General features: G+C 63.3%; 19 protein-coding genes. 11 read left to right on the top strand and 8 right to left on the bottom strand.

Annotated features, from left to right (window positions below; translation table 11 throughout):
* Positions 1 to 5: 5 nt before the first annotated feature.
* The 4 genes from mnmH to E8E75_RS21605 all read right to left on the bottom strand — a co-directional run bounded on the left by mnmH (position 6) and on the right by E8E75_RS21605 (position 3,980).
* Complete coding sequence (mnmH, locus tag E8E75_RS21590) at positions 6 to 1,112, bottom strand: tRNA 2-selenouridine(34) synthase MnmH (RefSeq protein ID WP_153917794.1); 1,107 nt, start codon at positions 1,110 to 1,112, stop codon at positions 6 to 8.
* Entirely contained in the window at positions 1,112 to 2,146 is a 1,035-nt protein-coding gene (gene selD, locus E8E75_RS21595; protein WP_153917792.1) for a selenide, water dikinase SelD, read from the bottom strand. The genes mnmH and selD overlap by 1 nt, the downstream gene beginning before the upstream one ends.
* Before the next feature lie 161 nt (positions 2,147 to 2,307).
* A complete protein-coding gene (locus tag E8E75_RS21600; protein ID WP_120652197.1) occupies positions 2,308 to 3,093 on the bottom strand; it encodes a TIM barrel protein in 786 nt (261 codons plus the stop codon).
* Entirely contained in the window at positions 3,093 to 3,980 is an 888-nt protein-coding gene (locus E8E75_RS21605; RefSeq protein ID WP_120652199.1) for an NAD(P)-dependent oxidoreductase, read from the bottom strand. The genes E8E75_RS21600 and E8E75_RS21605 overlap by 1 nt, the downstream gene beginning before the upstream one ends.
* A 125-nt stretch (positions 3,981 to 4,105) precedes the next feature.
* Here E8E75_RS21605 and E8E75_RS21610 point away from each other — a divergent pair, with 125 nt between their 5' ends.
* Genes E8E75_RS21610 through phnE form a run of 4 tightly spaced genes read left to right on the top strand, consistent with a single transcriptional unit; the run spans position 4,106 to position 7,342 of the window.
* The gene (locus tag E8E75_RS21610; RefSeq protein WP_120652201.1) at positions 4,106 to 4,957 is read left to right on the top strand and encodes a putative selenate ABC transporter substrate-binding protein; all 852 of its coding nucleotides are present in this window, start codon (positions 4,106 to 4,108) and stop codon (positions 4,955 to 4,957) included.
* A complete protein-coding gene (locus E8E75_RS21615; RefSeq protein WP_280359768.1) occupies positions 4,954 to 5,760 on the top strand; it encodes an ATP-binding cassette domain-containing protein in 807 nt (268 codons plus the stop codon). The genes E8E75_RS21610 and E8E75_RS21615 overlap by 4 nt, the downstream gene beginning before the upstream one ends.
* Complete coding sequence (locus tag E8E75_RS21620) at positions 5,754 to 6,581, top strand: ABC transporter permease (protein ID WP_153917790.1); 828 nt, start codon at positions 5,754 to 5,756, stop codon at positions 6,579 to 6,581. Before E8E75_RS21615 ends, E8E75_RS21620 begins: the two co-directional genes overlap by 7 nt.
* Positions 6,578 to 7,342, top strand: coding sequence for a phosphonate ABC transporter, permease protein PhnE (phnE, locus tag E8E75_RS21625; RefSeq protein ID WP_280359769.1), 765 nt, complete (start codon positions 6,578 to 6,580; stop codon positions 7,340 to 7,342). The genes E8E75_RS21620 and phnE overlap by 4 nt, the downstream gene beginning before the upstream one ends.
* 126 nt (positions 7,343 to 7,468) lie before the next feature.
* Here the strand turns inward: phnE and E8E75_RS21630 are convergent, their stop codons facing one another.
* Both E8E75_RS21630 and E8E75_RS21635 read right to left on the bottom strand, forming a co-directional pair.
* On the bottom strand, positions 7,469 to 7,834 hold the full coding sequence (locus E8E75_RS21630) for a DUF5064 family protein (RefSeq protein ID WP_153917788.1): 366 nt from the start codon (positions 7,832 to 7,834) through the stop codon (positions 7,469 to 7,471).
* A gap of 151 nt (positions 7,835 to 7,985) precedes the next feature.
* Positions 7,986 to 8,303 carry a DUF2288 domain-containing protein gene (locus E8E75_RS21635; RefSeq protein WP_153917786.1) on the bottom strand — a complete coding sequence of 106 codons (318 nt, stop codon included), beginning with the start codon at positions 8,301 to 8,303 and terminating at the stop codon, positions 7,986 to 7,988.
* Positions 8,304 to 8,605: 302 nt separating this feature from the next.
* Between E8E75_RS21635 and E8E75_RS21640 the strand changes: the two genes are divergently transcribed.
* The 7 genes from E8E75_RS21640 (at position 8,606) to E8E75_RS21670 (ending at position 16,144) form a co-directional block, all read left to right on the top strand.
* The gene (locus E8E75_RS21640) at positions 8,606 to 9,727 is read left to right on the top strand and encodes a branched-chain amino acid ABC transporter substrate-binding protein (protein ID WP_153917784.1); all 1,122 of its coding nucleotides are present in this window, start codon (positions 8,606 to 8,608) and stop codon (positions 9,725 to 9,727) included.
* A 115-nt stretch (positions 9,728 to 9,842) separates the two neighbouring features.
* Positions 9,843 to 10,766: a high-affinity branched-chain amino acid ABC transporter permease LivH gene (livH, locus tag E8E75_RS21645; RefSeq protein ID WP_120652212.1), complete on the top strand. Its 924-nt coding sequence runs from the start codon at positions 9,843 to 9,845 to the stop codon at positions 10,764 to 10,766.
* Complete coding sequence (locus E8E75_RS21650) at positions 10,763 to 12,019, top strand: high-affinity branched-chain amino acid ABC transporter permease LivM (protein WP_120652214.1); 1,257 nt, start codon at positions 10,763 to 10,765, stop codon at positions 12,017 to 12,019. The genes livH and E8E75_RS21650 overlap by 4 nt, the downstream gene beginning before the upstream one ends.
* Complete coding sequence (gene livG / locus E8E75_RS21655) at positions 12,016 to 12,783, top strand: high-affinity branched-chain amino acid ABC transporter ATP-binding protein LivG (protein WP_028626684.1); 768 nt, start codon at positions 12,016 to 12,018, stop codon at positions 12,781 to 12,783. The genes E8E75_RS21650 and livG overlap by 4 nt, the downstream gene beginning before the upstream one ends.
* Before the next feature lie 3 nt (positions 12,784 to 12,786).
* Positions 12,787 to 13,488: an ATP-binding cassette domain-containing protein gene (locus E8E75_RS21660; RefSeq protein ID WP_120652217.1), complete on the top strand. Its 702-nt coding sequence runs from the start codon at positions 12,787 to 12,789 to the stop codon at positions 13,486 to 13,488.
* A 363-nt stretch (positions 13,489 to 13,851) separates the two neighbouring features.
* Complete coding sequence (locus tag E8E75_RS21665) at positions 13,852 to 14,262, top strand: phage infection protein (RefSeq protein ID WP_280359773.1); 411 nt, start codon at positions 13,852 to 13,854, stop codon at positions 14,260 to 14,262.
* A 268-nt stretch (positions 14,263 to 14,530) separates the two neighbouring features.
* Complete coding sequence (locus tag E8E75_RS21670; RefSeq protein WP_120652221.1) at positions 14,531 to 16,144, top strand: FMN-binding glutamate synthase family protein; 1,614 nt, start codon at positions 14,531 to 14,533, stop codon at positions 16,142 to 16,144.
* Between the two features lie 111 nt (positions 16,145 to 16,255).
* Here E8E75_RS21670 and E8E75_RS21675 read toward each other — a convergent pair whose 3' ends face one another.
* Positions 16,256 to 17,038: an SDR family oxidoreductase gene (locus tag E8E75_RS21675; protein ID WP_120652223.1), complete on the bottom strand. Its 783-nt coding sequence runs from the start codon at positions 17,036 to 17,038 to the stop codon at positions 16,256 to 16,258.
* An 82-nt stretch (positions 17,039 to 17,120) separates the two neighbouring features.
* The gene (locus E8E75_RS21680; protein ID WP_153917782.1) at positions 17,121 to 18,176 is read right to left on the bottom strand and encodes an ABC transporter ATP-binding protein; all 1,056 of its coding nucleotides are present in this window, start codon (positions 18,174 to 18,176) and stop codon (positions 17,121 to 17,123) included.
* Positions 18,177 to 18,178: the final 2 nt, after the last annotated feature.

Here is an 18,178-nt window from a genome sequence, read left to right on the forward strand (position 1 = left end):
CGCGGTCAGCGGCGCGCCGACTGGCGATGACGCAAATACTCGAGGACGGCTGCCTGTTCGCCGGCGAACTCGATCCGGGTCGACTTGCTTTCGCGCTGGAAGGCATACATCGGGTCGTAATACTCGCGCAGCAAACCTTCGATCCAGCCACGATGCAGCTCCACATTGCCGGTGGCTTCCTGCTCGGCAAGGGCAGCCTCCATCAATGCCGACATCCGCTGGTGACGTTCGCCGCCCAGGCGCCGGAGGATATTGTCCAGGCTCTGGCGCATGCGCTCGGCGAAGCGGGTGAAGCCGTGTTCGTCTCCGTGGGTGGCGATGAACTCGGCACAGAGGTTGACCACGTAATCCCGCAGGATACGCTCCACCCGGTCGTCGAAACTGTCATCGAGCCAGACCAGCGGGTATTGCTGCATGCCCTGGTACAACTCCAGCGGCACCGAGCAGCTACCGACGATGCGCCCCTCGTCTTCCAGCACGAACTGTTCATGGCCGGCGGCGCGCTTCTTGAGGATGTCGATGGCCAGTGCGTTTTCGAAATCGATTTGCGCGGGCTGGGGAGTCGCGCGCTTACCGAAGCTCGAACCTCGGTGGTTGGCGTGGCCTTCGAGGTCCAGGCTGTTGGCCAGATGCGCGATCACATCGGTCTTGCCAGTGCCGGTCAGGCCGCCCACCAGCACGAAATCGCACTGGTTGACTGCGTCCTGGGTCGTTTCCAGGAGAAAGGTCCGCATCGCCTTGTAGCCGCCTCTCACCCTCGGATACTCGATCCCCGCTTCCGTCCTCAACCACTCCTGCACCAGCTGCGAACGCAGACCGCCCCTGAAGCAGTAGAGGTAACCCTGTGGATTAGCGCGGGCGAAGGCAGCCCAACCCTCGATGCGCTCCGCCTTGGTCGCGCCGCTCACCAGCTGGTGGCCCAGGGCAATGGCCGCCTGCTGGCCATGCTGCTTGTAGGACGTCCCCACTTTCTGCCGCTCGATGTCGGTCATCAGCGGCAGGTTGACCGTATGGGGGAAGGCGCCCTTGGAGAATTCCACCGGGGCGCGGGCATCCATCATCGGCAGGTCATCGAGGAAGATTTCGCGGTAATTCGAGGTGTCCGGACGCATCAGAACACCTCGACCGCGAGACTCTGTCGCTCGTGCAACTGGCCGATGGGCGCCAGTTGCAGGCCGAGCTCCTCGGCCACGGCCAGAAACTCCGCCTCTCCTTCCGGCGCCACCGCCACCAGCAGGCCGCCGCTGGTCTGTGGGTCGCAGAGCAGAAGTTTCTGCACTTCTGCGAGCGGCGCCAGGCGGTCGCCATAGCTCTCGAAGTTGCGCAGGGTCCCACCGGGCACGCAGCCGCGTTCCAGGTAGTACTCCACGCCCGGCAGGCTGGGCACCTTGGCGTAATCGATACGGGCGGTCAGGCCACTGCCGTCGGCCATTTCCACCAGGTGGCCAAGCAGGCCGAAGCCTGTGACGTCGGTCATCGCCTTGACGCCGGCGAGCTTGCCGAAGCGACTGCCAGGCTTGTTCAACGTGCACATCCAGTCGCGGGCCAGGCCCACGTCGGCTTCGCGCAATTTGCCCTTCTTCTCCGCCGTGGTGAGGATGCCGATGCCCAGGGGCTTGGTCAGGTACAACTTGCAGCCAGCGGTGGCGGTGTCATTGCGCTTCATGTTGCGCTTGTCCACCACGCCGGTGACGGCCAGGCCGAAGATCGGCTCGGGGGCATCGATGGAGTGCCCACCGGCCAGCGGGATTCCCGCCTCATCGCACACCGAACGACCACCCCGAATCACTTCGCGGGCGACTTCCGGCGGCAGCACGTTCACCGGCCAGCCGAGGATGGCAATGGCCATCAGCGGGTCGCCGCCCATGGCGTAGATATCACTGATGGCGTTGGTGGCAGCGATACGGCCGAAGTCGAAGGGGTCATCGACAATCGGCATGAAGAAGTCAGTGGTGGAAACTACGCCGCGCTCATCATCCAGCGCATAGACCGCCGCATCATCCCTGGAGGCATTGCCTACCCAGAGTTTCGGGTCGAGGTTCTGTGCGCCGCTGCCGGCAAGGATCACTTCCAGCACCTTGGGAGAAATCTTGCAGCCGCAACCAGCTCCATGGCTGTACTGGGTGAGGCGTATGGGGTCGGTCATGGTTCTCTCTCTGAAACAATTCGATCGGGGTATCTGTAGGAGCGACTTCAGTCGCGAAGGACTGCACAGCAGTCCCGTAGGCGTTCACCAGCGGGCAGCCCACTCGCATCGCGAATGAATTCGCTCCCACTCGCGCACGTTCCACATAGATTCTCGTGGGCTCAGGCCAGCCTGGCCTTCCAGTCCGGCAGCCAGCCCAGAGTGTCGGCAGTGACGCCGGTGGGCTTGTACTCGGCTCCCAGCCACCCGGGGTAATCATCTTCCTGCAGGGCACGCATGGCAGGGCCGAAGTCGGTGTTGCCCGTGCCCGGCTCACCGCGGCCGGGGCAGTCGGCGAACTGCACATGGCCGATGCGACCAGCCAGCAGGCGAATACCCGCCGCCGCGTCCACGCCCTGCCGGGCCATGTGGTAGAGGTCGTACTGGGCACTGAGGTTGGGGTGGTCGACATCGCGCAGCAACCGGTCCAGTTGCTCCGGGGTGTTGATCAGGAAACCAGGCATATCCAGCGGGTTGATCGCCTCGCACACCACGCCAATATGCAGCACCGCAAAGGCTTCAGCTGTCTTGCGCAGGTTGGCCGCAAGGCAGGCCAAGGCTCGATCACGGCTGACGCCCTCGGCCTGCCGCCCTGCCAGCACATTGACGAAGCGCGGGCGAGTCATGGCGGCGTAGCTCAGTGCCTGCGCCAGCGCATCGTCGAACTGCTCCTGTCGATCCGGCACGGCCGCGAGGCCAGGGCCGCCATCCATCAGGTCGCCAGCCGGCAGGTTGAAGAGGACCAGCGGCAGACCGGCTGCTTCCAGCACTTCCTTCATGCGGATCGCCGGCAACTCGTAGGGGAACTGCACCTCGACGCCGTCAAATCCGCAGACGCGGGCGGCTATGACACGCTCAATCAATGGGCGATCGGTGAACAGCAGGGACAAGTTCGCGGCGATCTTCATCAATGATTCTCCCGATACATTTCCACCAGCGTAGCCGGATCGCGTTCCAGATTGCCCTGACTGCCGTGCAGGCGCATCAGTTGGGCCGCCAGGCCACTGAGCGGCGTTGCCGAGTCGTGCTCGCGAGACAGGCGCACTGCGGTATCCAGATCTTTCAGCAGGGTGCGCACGTGCCATTTGATGGGTTCGAAATGGCTCGCGGCCATCTGCGGCGCGAGGATCTGCAGCGGCTTGGAATCCGCGAAGCCACCGGCCAGCGCCGTGGCGATCAGGCTCGCATCCACACCGGCCTTTTCCGCCAGGGCAACCACTTCGGCAATTACCAGGGCGTTGCAGGCCACGATCATCTGATTGCAGACCTTGGTCACCTGGCCGGCTCCGACCGCACCCATGCGGGTCAGTCGCTGGCCCAGGTGGGCGAGGATCGGCCGCACCCGCTCCACATCGTCTTCATGACCGCCGGCCATGATCGCCAGGGTGCCAGCCTCGGCACCGGGCGTACCACCGGATACCGGCGCGTCCATCCAACGCATGCCGGTACGAGCCTCCAGATCGGCTGCCATCTCGCGGGTGGCGGCAGGTTCCAGGCTGGAGAAATCCACCAGCAATTGTCCCGGCTTAGCGCCTTCAAGAATGCCGCCCTCACCGAACACCACCTTGCGTACCACGCGGGTGTCCGCCAGGCAGAGCATCACAATGTCCGCCTCGGCGCACAGTTCGGCCGGTGCTTTCACGCGGCGTGCACCCAATTCAACCAGAGGCGCGCACTTCTCTGGCGAGCGGTTCCATACGGTCAGCGGGTAACCGGCGGCCAGCAGGCGGCGGGTCATGGGCAGGCCCATCAGGCCGATGCCGGCGAAAGCGATGGAAGGCAGGGAATCGGTCATGCCGAAGCTCCAGGCAATTAGCGAAACGCACATCTTAAACGCCTGGCCAGCAACGTGAAGCTACCAAGCCGCCGGGCGCTCACTATAATCCGCCTGCCTTTTCCGCTATTGAACCGGAGAATCCTATGTTCAAACGCTCTCTCGCCCTCGTGGCAGGCATCGCACTGTCTTTTTCCGCTGTTGTTTCCCAGGCCGCCGACGTCCTCAAGGTCTCGGCCATTCCCGACGAAGCGCCAACCGAACTGCTGCGCAAGTTCAAGCCGCTCGGTGCGTACCTCGAAAAACAACTGGGCATGAAAGTAGAGTTCGTTCCCGTGGCCGACTATGCGGCCGTGGTCGAATCCCTCGCGGCCGACCGTTTGGACATGGCCTGGCTCGGCGGCTTCACCTTCGTCCAGACTCGCCTGAAGACCGGCAACGCCATCCCCCTGGTGCAACGCGAGCAGGACGAGAAGTTCACTAGCAAGTTCATCAGCGCCGACCCGGCAGTGAAGTCCCTGCAGGACCTCAAGGGCAAGACCTTCGCTTTCGGCTCGGTTTCCTCCACCTCCGGCAGCCTGATGCCGCGCTACTTCATGCAGAAGGACGGCATCGTGCCCGAGCAGTTCTTCTCCCGAGTTGCCTACTCCGGCGCCCACGACGCCACAGTGGCCTGGGTCCAGGCCGGCAAGGTCGATGGCGGCGTGCTCAACGCCAGCGTCTGGCAGAAACTGGTGGACGCCGGCAAGGTCGACACCAGCAAGGTGAAGGTATTCGCCACCACCCCGACCTACTACGACTACAACTGGACGGTGCGCGGAACCCTGGACCCCGCCCTGGCCGAGAAAATCAAACAGGCCTTCCTCGCGCTCGACCCAGCCAATCCGGAACACAAGGCGATCCTCGACCTGCAGGCCGCCAGCCGTTTCATTCCGACCAAGCCCGAGAACTACAAAGGCATAGAGGAAGCCGCACGCTCGGCCGGCCTGTTGAAGTGAGCCTGTCGCTGCATGGCGTGGATCTGGTCCACGCCAACGGCCAACCTGCACTCCGGGGCATCGATCTCACTGTCGGTAGCGGTGAAAGGGTAGCCATCATCGGCCCATCGGGCGCCGGCAAGACCAGCCTGCTGCGCCTGCTCGCCACCAACCTGAAACCCGCCGCCGGGCAGTTCCAACTGCTCGGCGCGACGCCTTGGTCGCTCTCCGCGCGGGAGCGCCAGCGCCTGCGGGCGCGCATCGGTCTGGTGCACCAGGCGCCGCCCTTGCCACCACGCCAAAGGGTGGTCACCGCAGTACTGGCTGGCAAGCTCGGCCAATGGTCCCTGGGCAAAGGCTTGCTCAGCCTGGTGCATCCCCTGGACAGTACCGGCGCCCAGGCCGCCCTGGCACGGCTGGATCTGGCCGATAAGCTCTTCGAGCGCTGCGACCAGCTCTCCGGCGGCCAATTGCAGCGCGTGGGCATCGCCCGCGTGCTCTACCAGGCACCCGAATTGATCCTCGCCGACGAGCCGGTTTCCGCAATGGACCCGGTGCTCGCCGATCACACCCTCGACGTACTCTGCGCCGACGCCAGTCGCCGTGGCGTCACGCTGCTGGCGAGTCTGCACGCCGTGGAGCTGGCACTGGAACATTTTCCGCGCATCATCGGCGTACGCGACGGCCGTGTTGCCTTCGACCTCCCGCGGGAAGCTGTCAGCCAGGCTGACCTGGATACCCTCTACGCCAACGAGCAACTGCACGGCGACACCCCATCCTCGCCGCCCATAGCGGCCCCCGTGCTGCACATTCCGCGATGCTGAAAGCCACACCACGCGACCCCGCCGCGCTGCCCCGCCTACTGCTCACCCTGCTGGCCCTGGCGCTGCTCTGGCCTGGGCTGGAACTGAGCGAACTGAACCCGGCAGTGCTGCTGGATGAGGGCAACGCCCGCACCATGGGGCAATTCCTGTCGGCCTTCTGGCCACCCGAGCACGGCGAGGAGTTCCTTCATCTGTTAGGTCGCGCCACGCTGGAAACCCTGGCCATCGCCACCGCAGGCATGAGTCTGGCGCTGCTGATCGCCCTACCCGCCTCCCTCTGGGCCAGTCGAGCCCTTTCGTTGTCGGCCCTGCACCGCGGCGGGCGTCCAGCCTGGTGGGCACAGGTGTTGCGCTGGCCGGTGCGCGGCCTGCTGATTTTCCTGCGCAGTGTTCCGGAAATCGTCTGGGCACTACTGTTCGTCCGCGCCGTGGGCCTGGGCCCCACCGCCGGGGTGCTGGCCATCGCCATCACCTACAGCGGCATGCTCGGCAAGGTCTACGCGGAGATCTTCGAGTCCGTCGACCCACGCCCCACCCGCGCACTGCTTGCCGCCGGCAGCCCACGTCTGGCGGCGTTCGCCTATGGCGTACTGCCCAACGCAGCGGCAGAAGTGATTTCCTACACCGTCTACCGCTGGGAGTGCGCAGTGCGCGCCTCAGTCGTGATGGGCTTCGTCGGCGCCGGCGGCCTGGGCCAGCAGATGGACCTGTCGATGCGCATGTTCGCCGGCGGCGAAGTTGCCAGCATGCTGCTGACCTTCCTCGCCCTGGTGCTGTTGGCCGACCAACTCAGCCGCTTCCTGCGCGGGAGATTCGCGTGAGGCCGGGCAATATCCTGGTGATCGTCGCCTTGCTGGCGGCGACAGTCGCGTCCTTCGTGTGGCTGGGCGTCGACCTTGGCGCCCTGGTCAGTGGCGACGCCCTGCACCAGATGGGCAGCTACGCCATGCGCTTCCTCCACCCGGACTTTTCCACCGCACACCTCAAGGCCATCGGCTGGGGCGCCCTGGAGACGCTCGCGATGTCGGCCCTCGGCACGCTGCTGGCGGCGCTGCTGGGCCTGCTCATCGCCCTGCCTGCCGCCGGCCGCTTCGGCAGCCTGGCCCAAGGGACCGCGCGCCTGCTGCTGAATGCGCTACGTGCGGTGCCTGAACTGGTTTGGGCTGCGCTGATGGTCCTGGCTGCCGGCCTGGGTCCGAACGCCGGTACCCTGGCCCTGGCCCTGCACACCGCCGGCGTGCTGGGCCGGCTGTTCGCCGAGGCCCTGGAAAACACCCCGCCCGAACCCGCCGAAGCCATCCGTCTGAATGGCGGCGGACGAGTTGCCGCCTTCTGCTACGGCACCCTGCCGGGGGTCTGGCCGCAACTGGTGGCCTACATGCTCTATCGCTGGGAGAACAACATCCGCATGGCCAGCGTGCTCGGCTTCGTCGGCGCCGGAGGGCTGGGGCAGATGCTCTACATGAGCCTGTCCCTGTTCCAGGAAGCCCAGGCGGCCAGCGTGATCCTGGCAATGCTGATTCTGGTACTGGGAGTGGATGCCCTGAGCGGCTGGATGCGCCAACGCTGGGTCAGTGCATAGATAGTGCGAACACAAAGTGGATGCCTTGTGGGGGCGATTCCACCCCCACAGAAACAACAAAGGAGGCCAAAGGCCTCCTTGATGGAAAGGTGTAAACCGCAAGGCGGCTTACATCCGGAGCAAGGATCAGAACCCGTCTTTCTCGAGATGGTCGAAGTTCACCTTCTCACCGGGTTCGGCACCCAGCACGCGGCGGATATCTTCGAAGATCTGGTCGTATTCCTTGTGGTTACGCATGATCAGCGTGGTATTCGGGTGCAGACCGTTCTTCACCGCCACCTTGGAAACCACGCTGGCGAAGTTGAACGCAGTGTCGCGGTGCATCTCGAACTCTTCGGTAAATGACTTGCCCTCGATTTCGCCGACCATGCGGAAGTGCAGCATGGTGCCTTCCTTCGCATTCGGGCGCGCTTCGTAATAGAGGTCGATGGAAAACTGCTGCCCCGGAAAACCGGGCACGCTGGCCCGATGTACATGGCCTGGTTCGAACATGGTTACGCTCCCTGTCGATATCAAAGAGAAGAAGAAGGTGGGTTGAGTCTAGCCCGCTCCACCAGTTTCGCTGGCCGCCCCTGACCGGTGCACGATCAAAAAGGGCAGCACACTCCTGGAGGCCTTCCCTGACCTCCATGTTAACGCCGGCTCAGTGAACGATCGGCGCCTCGTCCCGCTCCTGGATCAGGACCCAGGGCGCTACCACCACAGCCCAGAGCTTCGGATCGCGCGCCAATAGATCCTGGGCGAGAGACTCTTCCACCTTGCTGAGCTTGCCGGCGGCCAGAAGCGCCGCGACCTGGGCCTTGTCGTCCTCGGCTACAGCCAGGGCCACGCCGACCAGGTCTGCGGCGCCATCCACCCAAAGCAGAGCGCCCCTGGCGAAGAAGGGTTGCAGCTCTTCCCAGGTGATGGCGGCGGTTTCGCCGAGCAGCTTGGCATAGAGGGTGCTAGCGTTATCGTTCATGGCTTGTTTTGAGTTGGTTGGTAACGAAAGGACTGGGGGGCGCAATGATAGCGTCGAGCAACTTTCAGACAAGCCCTGCCTGACGATGCCAGCCGCGCACGAGACACGCCGTATTTCTATACGTTTGTTTCAATTAAGCGACACAAGATCATTCCGCCATCAAAACCCGACTTTTCAAGCCGCAAATCAGCAATCTACACTGTTCCGGTACAGTTGCCGGGGCATGTTGGCGGGGTGCAATACCTTGTCCCGTAGCTTCGGCAAACAGGACAACAACAACGAAAACACAAGAGTGGAGCACTATGAATAAGGCTACCAAGCAGATTTCCAAACTGTTCGCCGCCATGGCTCTCGCCGGTGTCGCCAGCTACTCCGTAGCAGCTGACACCATCAAGATCGCCCTGGCTGGCCCGGTGACCGGTGCGGTTGCCCAGTACGGTGAGATGCAGTTCATCGGCGCCAAGATGGCGATCGAGCAGATCAACAAGGCCGGCGGGGTGAACGGCTCTCAGCTCGAAGGCGTGGTCTATGACGACGCTTGCGATCCGAAACAGGCTGTTGCCGTAGCCAACAAGATCGTCAACGACGGTATCCACTACGTAGTTGGCCACCTCTGCTCCAGCTCCACCCAGCCCGCGTCCGACATTTACGAAGACGAAGGCATCCTGATGATCACCGCGGCTTCCACCAGCCCGGACATCACTTCCCGTGGCTACCAGCTGGTGTTCCGCACCATCGGCCTGGACAGCCTGCAAGGCCCGACCGCCGGCAACTTCATTGCCGATCACGTCAAGCCGAAGACCGTTGCCGTCATCCACGACAAGCAGCAGTACGGCGAAGGCATCGCCACTGCCGTCAAGCAGACCCTGGAAAGCAAAGGCGTGAAAGTCGCCCTGTTCGAAGGCATCAACGCCGGCGACAAGGACTTCTCCACCATCGTTTCCAAGCTGAAGCAGGCCGGTGTGGACTTCGTCTACTACGGCGGCTACCACCCGGAACTCGGCCTGCTGCTGCGTCAGTCGGCTGAAAAAGGTCTGAAAGTACGCTTCATGGGTCCGGAAGGCGTGGGCAACAAGGAGCTCTCCGCCATCGCTGGCCCGGCTTCCGAAGGTCTGCTGGTAACCCTGCCGAAGTCCTTCGACCAGGATCCGAAGAACCAGGCCCTGGTAGACGCCTTCAAGGCCAAGAACGAAGACCCGAGCGGTCCGTTCGTGTTCCCGGCCTACGCCGCGGTACAAGTAATTGCCGAAGGCATCAAGAAAGCCGGCGAAGACGACACCGCCAAGGTAGCTGCCGCCCTGCGCGCCAACTCCTTCGCAACCCCGACCGGCAACCTGGCCTTCGACGAGAAGGGCGATCTGAAGGACTTCAGCTTCGTGGTGTACGAGTGGCACAAGGACGGCACCAAAACCGAAGCTAAATAAGCTTCCCGCCTGAACGCAAAGCCCACTGCTTAGGCAGTGGGCTTTGTTTATCCGTGTTTTACGGGCTCCGCTGCGCCACAAGCGCCGCTTTTCGTGATGCCCGAGGAGTTAGGGAATGCCTGATCTCTACCACTATCTGCAACAGCTGGTTAACGGTCTCACCGTTGGCAGCACTTATGCCCTGATCGCCATCGGCTACACCATGGTCTACGGCATCATCGGCATGATCAACTTCGCCCATGGCGAGGTCTACATGATTGGCTCGTACGTAGCCTTCATCGTGATTGCCGGGCTCACCATGCTCGGTCTGGAAAGCCTTCCGATCGTCATCGTCGCGGCCTTCGCCGCGAGCATCATCGTTGCAAGCGCTTACGGTTACAGCATCGAACGGGTCGCCTACCGCCCCCTTCGCGGCAGCAACCGCCTGATCCCGCTGATCTCCGCGATCGGCATGTCGATCTTCCTCCAGAACGAAGTACTGCTGACTCAGGACTCCAAGGACAAGGCCATCCCCAACCTGATTCCGGGCAACTTCGTGTTCGGCGAGAGCACCATGAATGGCGTGGTGATCTCCTACATGCAGATCCTGATCTTCGTCGTCACCTTCCTGGTCATGTACGGTCTCACGCTGTTCATCTCCCGTTCGCGCCTGGGCCGTGCCTGCCGCGCCTGCGCTGAAGACATCCGCATGGCCAACCTGCTGGGCATCAACACCAACAACATCATCGCCCTGACCTTCGTCATCGGCGCCACCCTGGCCGCCGTGGCCGCGGTGCTGCTGGGCATGCAATACGGCGTGATCAACCCGCATATCGGCTTCCTCGCCGGTATCAAGGCCTTCACCGCAGCCGTGCTGGGTGGCATCGGCAGTATTCCGGGCGCCATGCTCGGTGGTCTTGTGCTGGGTGTAGCCGAAGCCTTCGGCGCCGACATCTTCGGCGACCAGTACAAGGACGTCGTGGCCTTCAGCCTGCTGGTTCTGGTCCTGTTGTTCCGGCCGACTGGCATCCTTGGCCGTCCGGAGGTGGAGAAGGTATGAACACTCGACTCAAAACGGCGTTCTTCAGCGCCCTCCTGGTGCTGGCCGTCGCCTACCCCATCCTCGGCCTGAAACTCAGCGTCGTTGGCGTGGGCCTGGTGGTCACCGGTGCCGACACCCCCACCCTGCTGGCCATCGCGGCGTGCGCCGTGGCCATGTTCTTCTGGCAACTGATGCGTGAAAAAGTCCAGGGCGCCTGGGCTGCTGCGCCCAAGCTGCCGGGCATGTCGAAGAAGACCAGCAACTTCCTGACCCTGCCCTCGACCCAGCGCTGGTTCATTCTCGGCCTGATCGTCCTGGCCCTGGTCTGGCCGTTCTTCGGTTCGCGCGGTGCAGTCGACATCGCCACTCTGATCCTGATCTACGTGATGCTCGGCCTTGGCCTGAACATCGTGGTCGGCCTGGCAGGTCTACTGGACCTGGGCTACGTCGGTTTCTACGCCGTCGGCGCCTACAGCTACGCGCTGCTCTCGCACTACTACGGCCTGGGCTTCTGGGTGTGCTTGCCGATCGCCGGCCTGATGGCGGCCTTCTTCGGCTTCATCCTCGGCTTCCCGGTACTGCGCCTGCGCGGAGACTACCTGGCCATCGTGACCCTCGGCTTCGGCGAGATCATTCGTATCCTGCTGCGTAACATGACCGAGCTGACCGGCGGCCCCAATGGCATCAGCAACATCGACAAGCCAACCCTGTTCGGCCTGTCGTTCGAGCGCCGTGCCGAAGAAGGCCTGCAGACCTTCCACGAGTACTTCGGTTTCGCCTACAACTCGGTGAACAAGGTGGTCTTCCTCTACCTGATCGCCCTGCTGCTGGTGCTGCTGACCCTGTTCGTGATCAACCGCCTGCTGCGCATGCCGCTGGGCCGCGCCTGGGAAGCCCTGCGCGAGGACGAGATCGCCTGCCGCGCGCTGGGCATGAACCCCACCGTGATCAAGCTCTCCGCCTTTACCCTGGGCGCCTGCTTCGCAGGCTTTGCCGGCAGCTTCTTCGCCGCGCGCCAGGGCCTGGTGACGCCTGAGTCCTTCACCTTCATCGAGTCGGCGACCATCCTCGCCATCGTGGTGCTCGGTGGCCTGGGCTCCCAGTTGGGCGTAATCCTTGCGGCCATCGTGATGATCCTGCTCCCCGAACTCATGCGTGAGTTCAGCGAGTACCGGATGCTCATGTTCGGCGCTCTGATGGTGCTGATGATGATCTGGCGCCCGCAAGGTCTGCTGCCGATGCAACGTCCCCACCTGGAGCTGAAACAATGAGCCGCCCGATTCTCGAAGTAAGCGGTCTCACCATGCGCTTCGGCGGTCTGCTGGCCGTCAACGGGGTGGGGCTGACCGTACAGGAAAAACAAGTCGTCTCCATGATCGGCCCGAACGGCGCCGGCAAGACCACCGTGTTCAACTGCCTGACCGGTTTCTACCAGCCGACCTCCGGCAGCATCCGTCTGGATGGCGAGCAGATCGAAGCCCTGCCGGGCCACAAGATCGCCCGCAAAGGTGTGGTGCGGACCTTCCAGAACGTACGCCTGTTCAAGGAAATGACGGCGGTGGAAAACCTGCTGGTCGCCCAGCACCGCCACCTCAACACCAACTTCCTCGCTGGCCTGCTGAAGACTCCGGGCTTCCGCAAGAGCGAACGCGAGGCCATGGACTACGCCGCCCACTGGCTGGAAAAGGTCAACCTGACCGAAGTCGCCAACCGCCCGGCCGGCACCCTGGCCTACGGTCAGCAACGCCGCCTGGAAATCGCCCGCTGCATGATGACCCGCCCGCGCATCCTCATGCTCGACGAGCCAGCCGCCGGCCTCAACCCACGTGAGACCGACGACCTCAAGGCGCTGATCGCCATGCTGCGTAACGAGCACAACGTGACCGTGCTGCTGATCGAGCATGACATGAAGCTGGTGATGAGCATTTCCGACCACATCTACGTGATCAACCAGGGCACCCCCCTGGCCGACGGCACGCCGGAGCAGATCCGCAACAACCCCGACGTGATCAAAGCCTATCTGGGGGAGGCCTGAGCCATGCTTACTTTCGACAAGGTTTCCACCTTCTACGGCAAGATCCAGGCGCTTCACAGCGTCAGCATGGATGTGAAAAAGGGCGAGATCGTCACCCTGATCGGTGCCAACGGTGCCGGCAAGTCGACTCTGCTGATGACCCTGTGCGGCTCGCCGCGCGCGGCCAGCGGCAGCATTCGCTTTGAAGGCGAAGAACTCGTTGGCCAGGAATCCTGCGACATCATGCGCAAGAGCATCGCCGTCGTGCCGGAAGGCCGCCGCGTGTTCGCCCGCCTGACCGTCGAAGAAAACCTGGCCATGGGCGGCTTCTTCACCGCCAAGGGCGACTTCCAGGAGCAGATGGACAAGGTGCTGCACCTGTTCCCGCGCCTGAAAGAACGCTTCGAGCAGCGCGCCGGCACCATGTCCGGCGGCGAACAGCAGATGCTCGCCATCGGCCGCGCGCTGATGAGCAAGCCCAAGCTGCTGCTGCTCGACGAGCCTTCGCTGGGTCTGGCACCGATCATCATCCAGCAGATCTTCGACATCATCGAACAGCTGCGTAAGGACGGCGTGACCATCTTCCTGGTGGAACAGAACGCCAATCAGGCGCTCAAGCTGGCCGACCGTGGATATGTGCTGGAGAACGGCCACATCGTCATGCAGGGTAGCGGCGACGACCTGCTCAACGACCCCAAGGTCCGCGACGCCTACCTCGGCGGCTGACGACTTCGCGGTACAAGAAACGGCCCCTCGCGGGCCGTTTTCTTTTTCCGGCATTCGGGAGCATTCGCGACTGCAAGCCGTACAAACATAGGATCAGGAATCCCGAATCGTTAGGCTTCGCAGGCCCTGCACCAACCTACCCAAGCCCCCTGCTGCTGCCTAACCCCTTGTGGACGCGCCGAACAGAACCCAATTGCTTCGAGAGCGACACAAAACAACACAAGTCATTGATATTTATAAATTTAATCAACCATCAATGGCGTTAATGATCGCTATCGGGCGTGATCACTTTTTAATCACCCCCCCATCCGTAAGATTGGCTCCGTACCCAGTTTCCAGCCCCCCCTTCGAGGAGCCCAGATCATGAAAACTCAAGCCATCGCCGCACTGTTCATCGCCACCCTGAGCAGCTCTGTTTTCGCTCTGCAGTCCTCCTCCCAGGCCATCGACCCGGTTGCCGCTGAAGGCAGCTTCATGGTCCTGGACCGCGTTGCTGAAGGCGGCTCCGACCGTACCGGTGCCAACCGCATCGCCGAAGGTGGCTCCGACCGTACCGGCGCCAACCGCATCGCCGAAGGCGGCTCCGACCGCACCAATTCCTTCCGCGTCGCCGAAGGTGGCTCCGACCGTACCGGTGCCAACCGCGTCGCCGAAGGTGGCTCCGACCGCACTGGTGCCAACCGCATCGCCGAAAGCGGCTCCGATCGCACCAATGCCTTCCGCGTTGCCGAAGGTGGTGCCGACCGTCTGCTGCAAGCCCAGCGCGTAAGCTGATCAAAAACTCGCTTCGAACCCTCAAAGCCCGGCAGATGCCGGGCTTTTCGTTTTTGGGAGCAAGTGAATGCAATGCGTAGGTTGGTCCGGGTCACGCTGGTCGAGCGCAGCGAGGCCCAACACAAGAAGCCAGCGGAATCCCGAATCGTTGGGCTTCGCAGGCTCAGCACCAACCTACATCGATTAAGGTCTTGTCCTTGAGCCCCGGCAAGGCAATTACCGCGCATTCGCACTACGCTGTGCCGGTACCTGCAATCAAGGAGTCCGCATGAGCCTTTCGCTGCTGAGCCGCTACGCCTTCTTCACCTTCTGCGTCCTGTTCACTCTCTTCAGCCTGCCCTTCATCGGTCACGAATGGGTATGGCCTTTCACCTTACTGGGTGCGGCACTTAGCGCGCTGGGGGTGTTCGACCTACTTCAATCGCGCCACGCCGTGCGGCGCAACTACCCGATCCTCGGCAACATCCGCTACCTGGTCGAGGGCATCCGCCCGGAGATCCGCCAGTACTTGCTGGAAGCCGACGACGACCGCCTGCCGTTCTCCCGCGCCCAGCGCTCGCTGGTCTATGCGCGCGCCAAGAACGAAGGCGGCGACAAGCCCTTCGGCACCCTGATCGACGTCTACCGCGCCGGCTACGAATTCATCGGCCACTCCATGCGCCCGGCGCCGCTCAGTGACCCGTCCAGCTTCCGTGTGGTGGTCGGCGGGCCCCAATGCACCCAGCCCTACTCGGCCTCGGTCTTCAACGTTTCGGCCATGAGCTTCGGTTCGCTCAGCGCCAACGCCATCCGCGCACTCAACCGTGGCGCCAAGCTCGGCAACTTCTATCACGACACCGGCGAAGGCAGCATCAGCCCCTACCACCGTGAGAACGGTGGCGACCTCGTCTGGGAACTGGGCAGTGGCTACTTCGGTTGCCGCACCAGCGACGGCCAGTTCGACCCGGAGCGTTTCGCAACCCAGGCGCGCAGTCCGCAGGTACGGATGATCGAAATCAAGCTCAGCCAGGGCGCCAAGCCAGGGCACGGCGGCATACTGCCCAAGCACAAGGTCACCGAGGAAATCTCCCTCACCCGGGGCGTGCCCATGGGCGAAGATTGCGTCTCCCCCTCACGCCATAGCGCCTTCTCCACCCCCATCGAAATGATGCAGTTCATCGCGAAACTGCGAGAGCTTTCGGGCGGCAAGCCAGTGGGCTTCAAGTTCTGCCTGGGGCACCCCTGGGAGTTCATGGGCATCGCCAAGGCCATGCTGGAAACCGGCATCCTCCCCGACTTCATCGTCGTCGACGGCAAGGAAGGCGGCACGGGTGCGGCGCCTCTGGAATTCACCGACCACATCGGCGTGCCCCTGCGTGAAGGGCTGTTGTTCGTGCACAACACCCTGGTGGGACTGAACCTGCGAGACAAGATCAAGCTCGGCGCCAGCGGCAAGATCATCAGCGCCTTCGACATCGCCAGCGTGCTGGCCATAGGCGCCGACTGGGCCAACTCCGCACGCGGCTTCATGTTCGCCATTGGCTGCATCCAGTCGCAGTCCTGCCACACCAATAAATGCCCCACCGGCGTCGCCACCCAGGACAAGCTGCGCCAGCGCGCCCTGGTGGTGCCAGACAAGGCACAGCGGGTGCAGATGTTCCACCGCAATACCTTGAAAGCCCTGGCCGAAATGCTCGCGGCCGCCGGCCTGGATCACCCCAACCAGTTGGAACCCCGCCACCTGGTGCGACGCGTTTCGGACAAGGAAATCCGCCTGTTCTCGCAGATTCACCTTTTCCTCAATCCAGGCGACCTGCTCAAGGAAAAGATCGAGGCGGACTTCTACGAACGCATGTGGGATATGGCGCGGGCCGACAGCTTCGAGCCGTCGTGCGCGTGGTGAGAATTGTGGGGCCGCTTCGCGGCCCTTGGCGATTGAAATCGCCCCTACAGGAATGGACGTGCCTCGTGTAGGGGCGAATTCATTAATCAAGCCGGCCGAAGGCCTACCCAATCAACCTTTCAGCACGCCGCCATCGACCGGAATCAGCGTTCCGGTCACATAGCTGGCCAAGGGACTGGCCAGGAACGCGGCCATCGCACCGAACTCCTCCGCCGCGCCATAGCGGCCCACCGGAATCGCCGCCTGCTCCTCGGCCATGAGGCTGGATACCGACGTGCCGCTGCGCTCTGCGGCGCGCAACAGCAGGGTTTCGGTGCGCTCGGTCCAGAACGAACCGGGCATCAGGGTATTCACCGTCACGCCATCGGCGGCCACTTCTGCCGATAGCGTCTTGCCCCAATTGGCCAAGGCGCTGCGTAAGGCGCTGGACAGCACCAGGCCAGGAATGGGCTCCACCACACTGGTGGACGAAATCATCAGGATGCGGCCGAACCGTCGCTGGCGCATGCCGGGGAGGAAAGCGTTCACCAGCGCCATGGTGCTCAGCAACATGGCATCCAGCTGGCGATGCCAGAGCGACGGATCGAAATCCACCGCGTTGACCGGCGGCGGCCCACCGTTGTTGGCGATCAGGATGTCCGGTGCGCCGACAGCCGCCACTATCTGTTCGATGGCCATGTCCACAGCGCCCAGGTCGTTCAGGTCAACCGCCACCGCCTGGGCTTCGCCGCCCGCCTTGCGGATACGCTCCACCGCCAGTTCCAGCTTGGACAGGTTGCGCGCCAGCAGGCAGACCCGCACGCCTTCCCTGGCCAAGGCCTCGGCCACGCCGAAGCCCAACCCGGAGCTGCCACCGCACACGAGGGCGCTGCGGTTTTCAAGTTGAAGGTCCATGGTCAGTACTCCACTTCCAGATTCACCCGCCAGTGTGCGCCTGGAAGCGGTGCAGGCCAATGCGCAGCCGAAGCCTGCTGACTCATGCCGAAAGCACCCGGCAGGCATGCTCTGGAATGGTCACCGACACCGGATTGCCAATGGCCAGGCCGATGTCCTGGCAAGGCGTGGTCAGCGCGGTGAGGGAAACGCCGGAGCACTCCACCGTGGTCTCGATGGTGGCACCGATGTCCCGTACGAAGGTCACCGTACCCGGCACGCTGTTGGCGCCGCCGGCCTGGAGTGCCGACAGCTGCAGGTCCTCCGGGCGCACCAGCAGCTTGATCGGCGCACCGGCCTGGATGCTGTTGCAGATCGGCGCCTGGATCGCTGCGCCGCCGGGTAGGCCGACTCGCCCGCTGCCCAGGGCAGTGGCCGCAAAGATGTTGCCGGTGCCGATGAAGTCGGCGACGAACTCATTGGCCGGATTGCGGTAGATCTCGATCGGCGTGCCCACCTGCTGCACCCGATGCTCGCCCAGCACCACCACTATGTCGGCCATGGTCATGGCTTCACGCTGGTCGTGGGTGACCATGATGGTGGTGATGTTCAGCCGCTGTTGCAGCTGGCGAATCTCGATCTGCATCGACTCGCGCAGCTTGGCGTCCAGCGCCGACAAGGGTTCATCCAGCAACAGCAGCTTGGGGTGCGAGGCGATGGCGCGGGCGATGGCCACGCGCTGGCGCTGCCCACCGGAAAGCCGAGACACCGGCCGGTCGACCATTTGCTGCAACTGGATCATCTGCAGCAGCTCGGCCACCCTCGCCTGCTGCTCGACCTTGGGCACATTGCGCAGGCGCAGCGGGTAGGCAATGTTCTCGCCGACCGTCATGTGCGGGAACAACGCCAGTGACTGGAACACCATGCCGAAGTTGCGCTGGTGCGCCGGCGTGTAGCCGATGTCCTGGCCATCCAGGTGGATATGCCCGGAACTCAGGCTCTCCAGGCCGGCGATCATTCGCAGCAGGGTGGTCTTGCCGCAGCCCGAGGGGCCGAGGAAGCACACCAGCTTGCCCTCCGGCAGGTGCAGGTTGACGTCGGTCACGGCGCAAATGGAGCCGTAGCGTTTTTCGACATTTTGCAGAATCAGTCCAGACATGC

The organism is Pseudomonas sp. BN606, assembly GCF_029873115.1.
Lineage (GTDB): Bacteria > Pseudomonadota > Gammaproteobacteria > Pseudomonadales > Pseudomonadaceae > Metapseudomonas.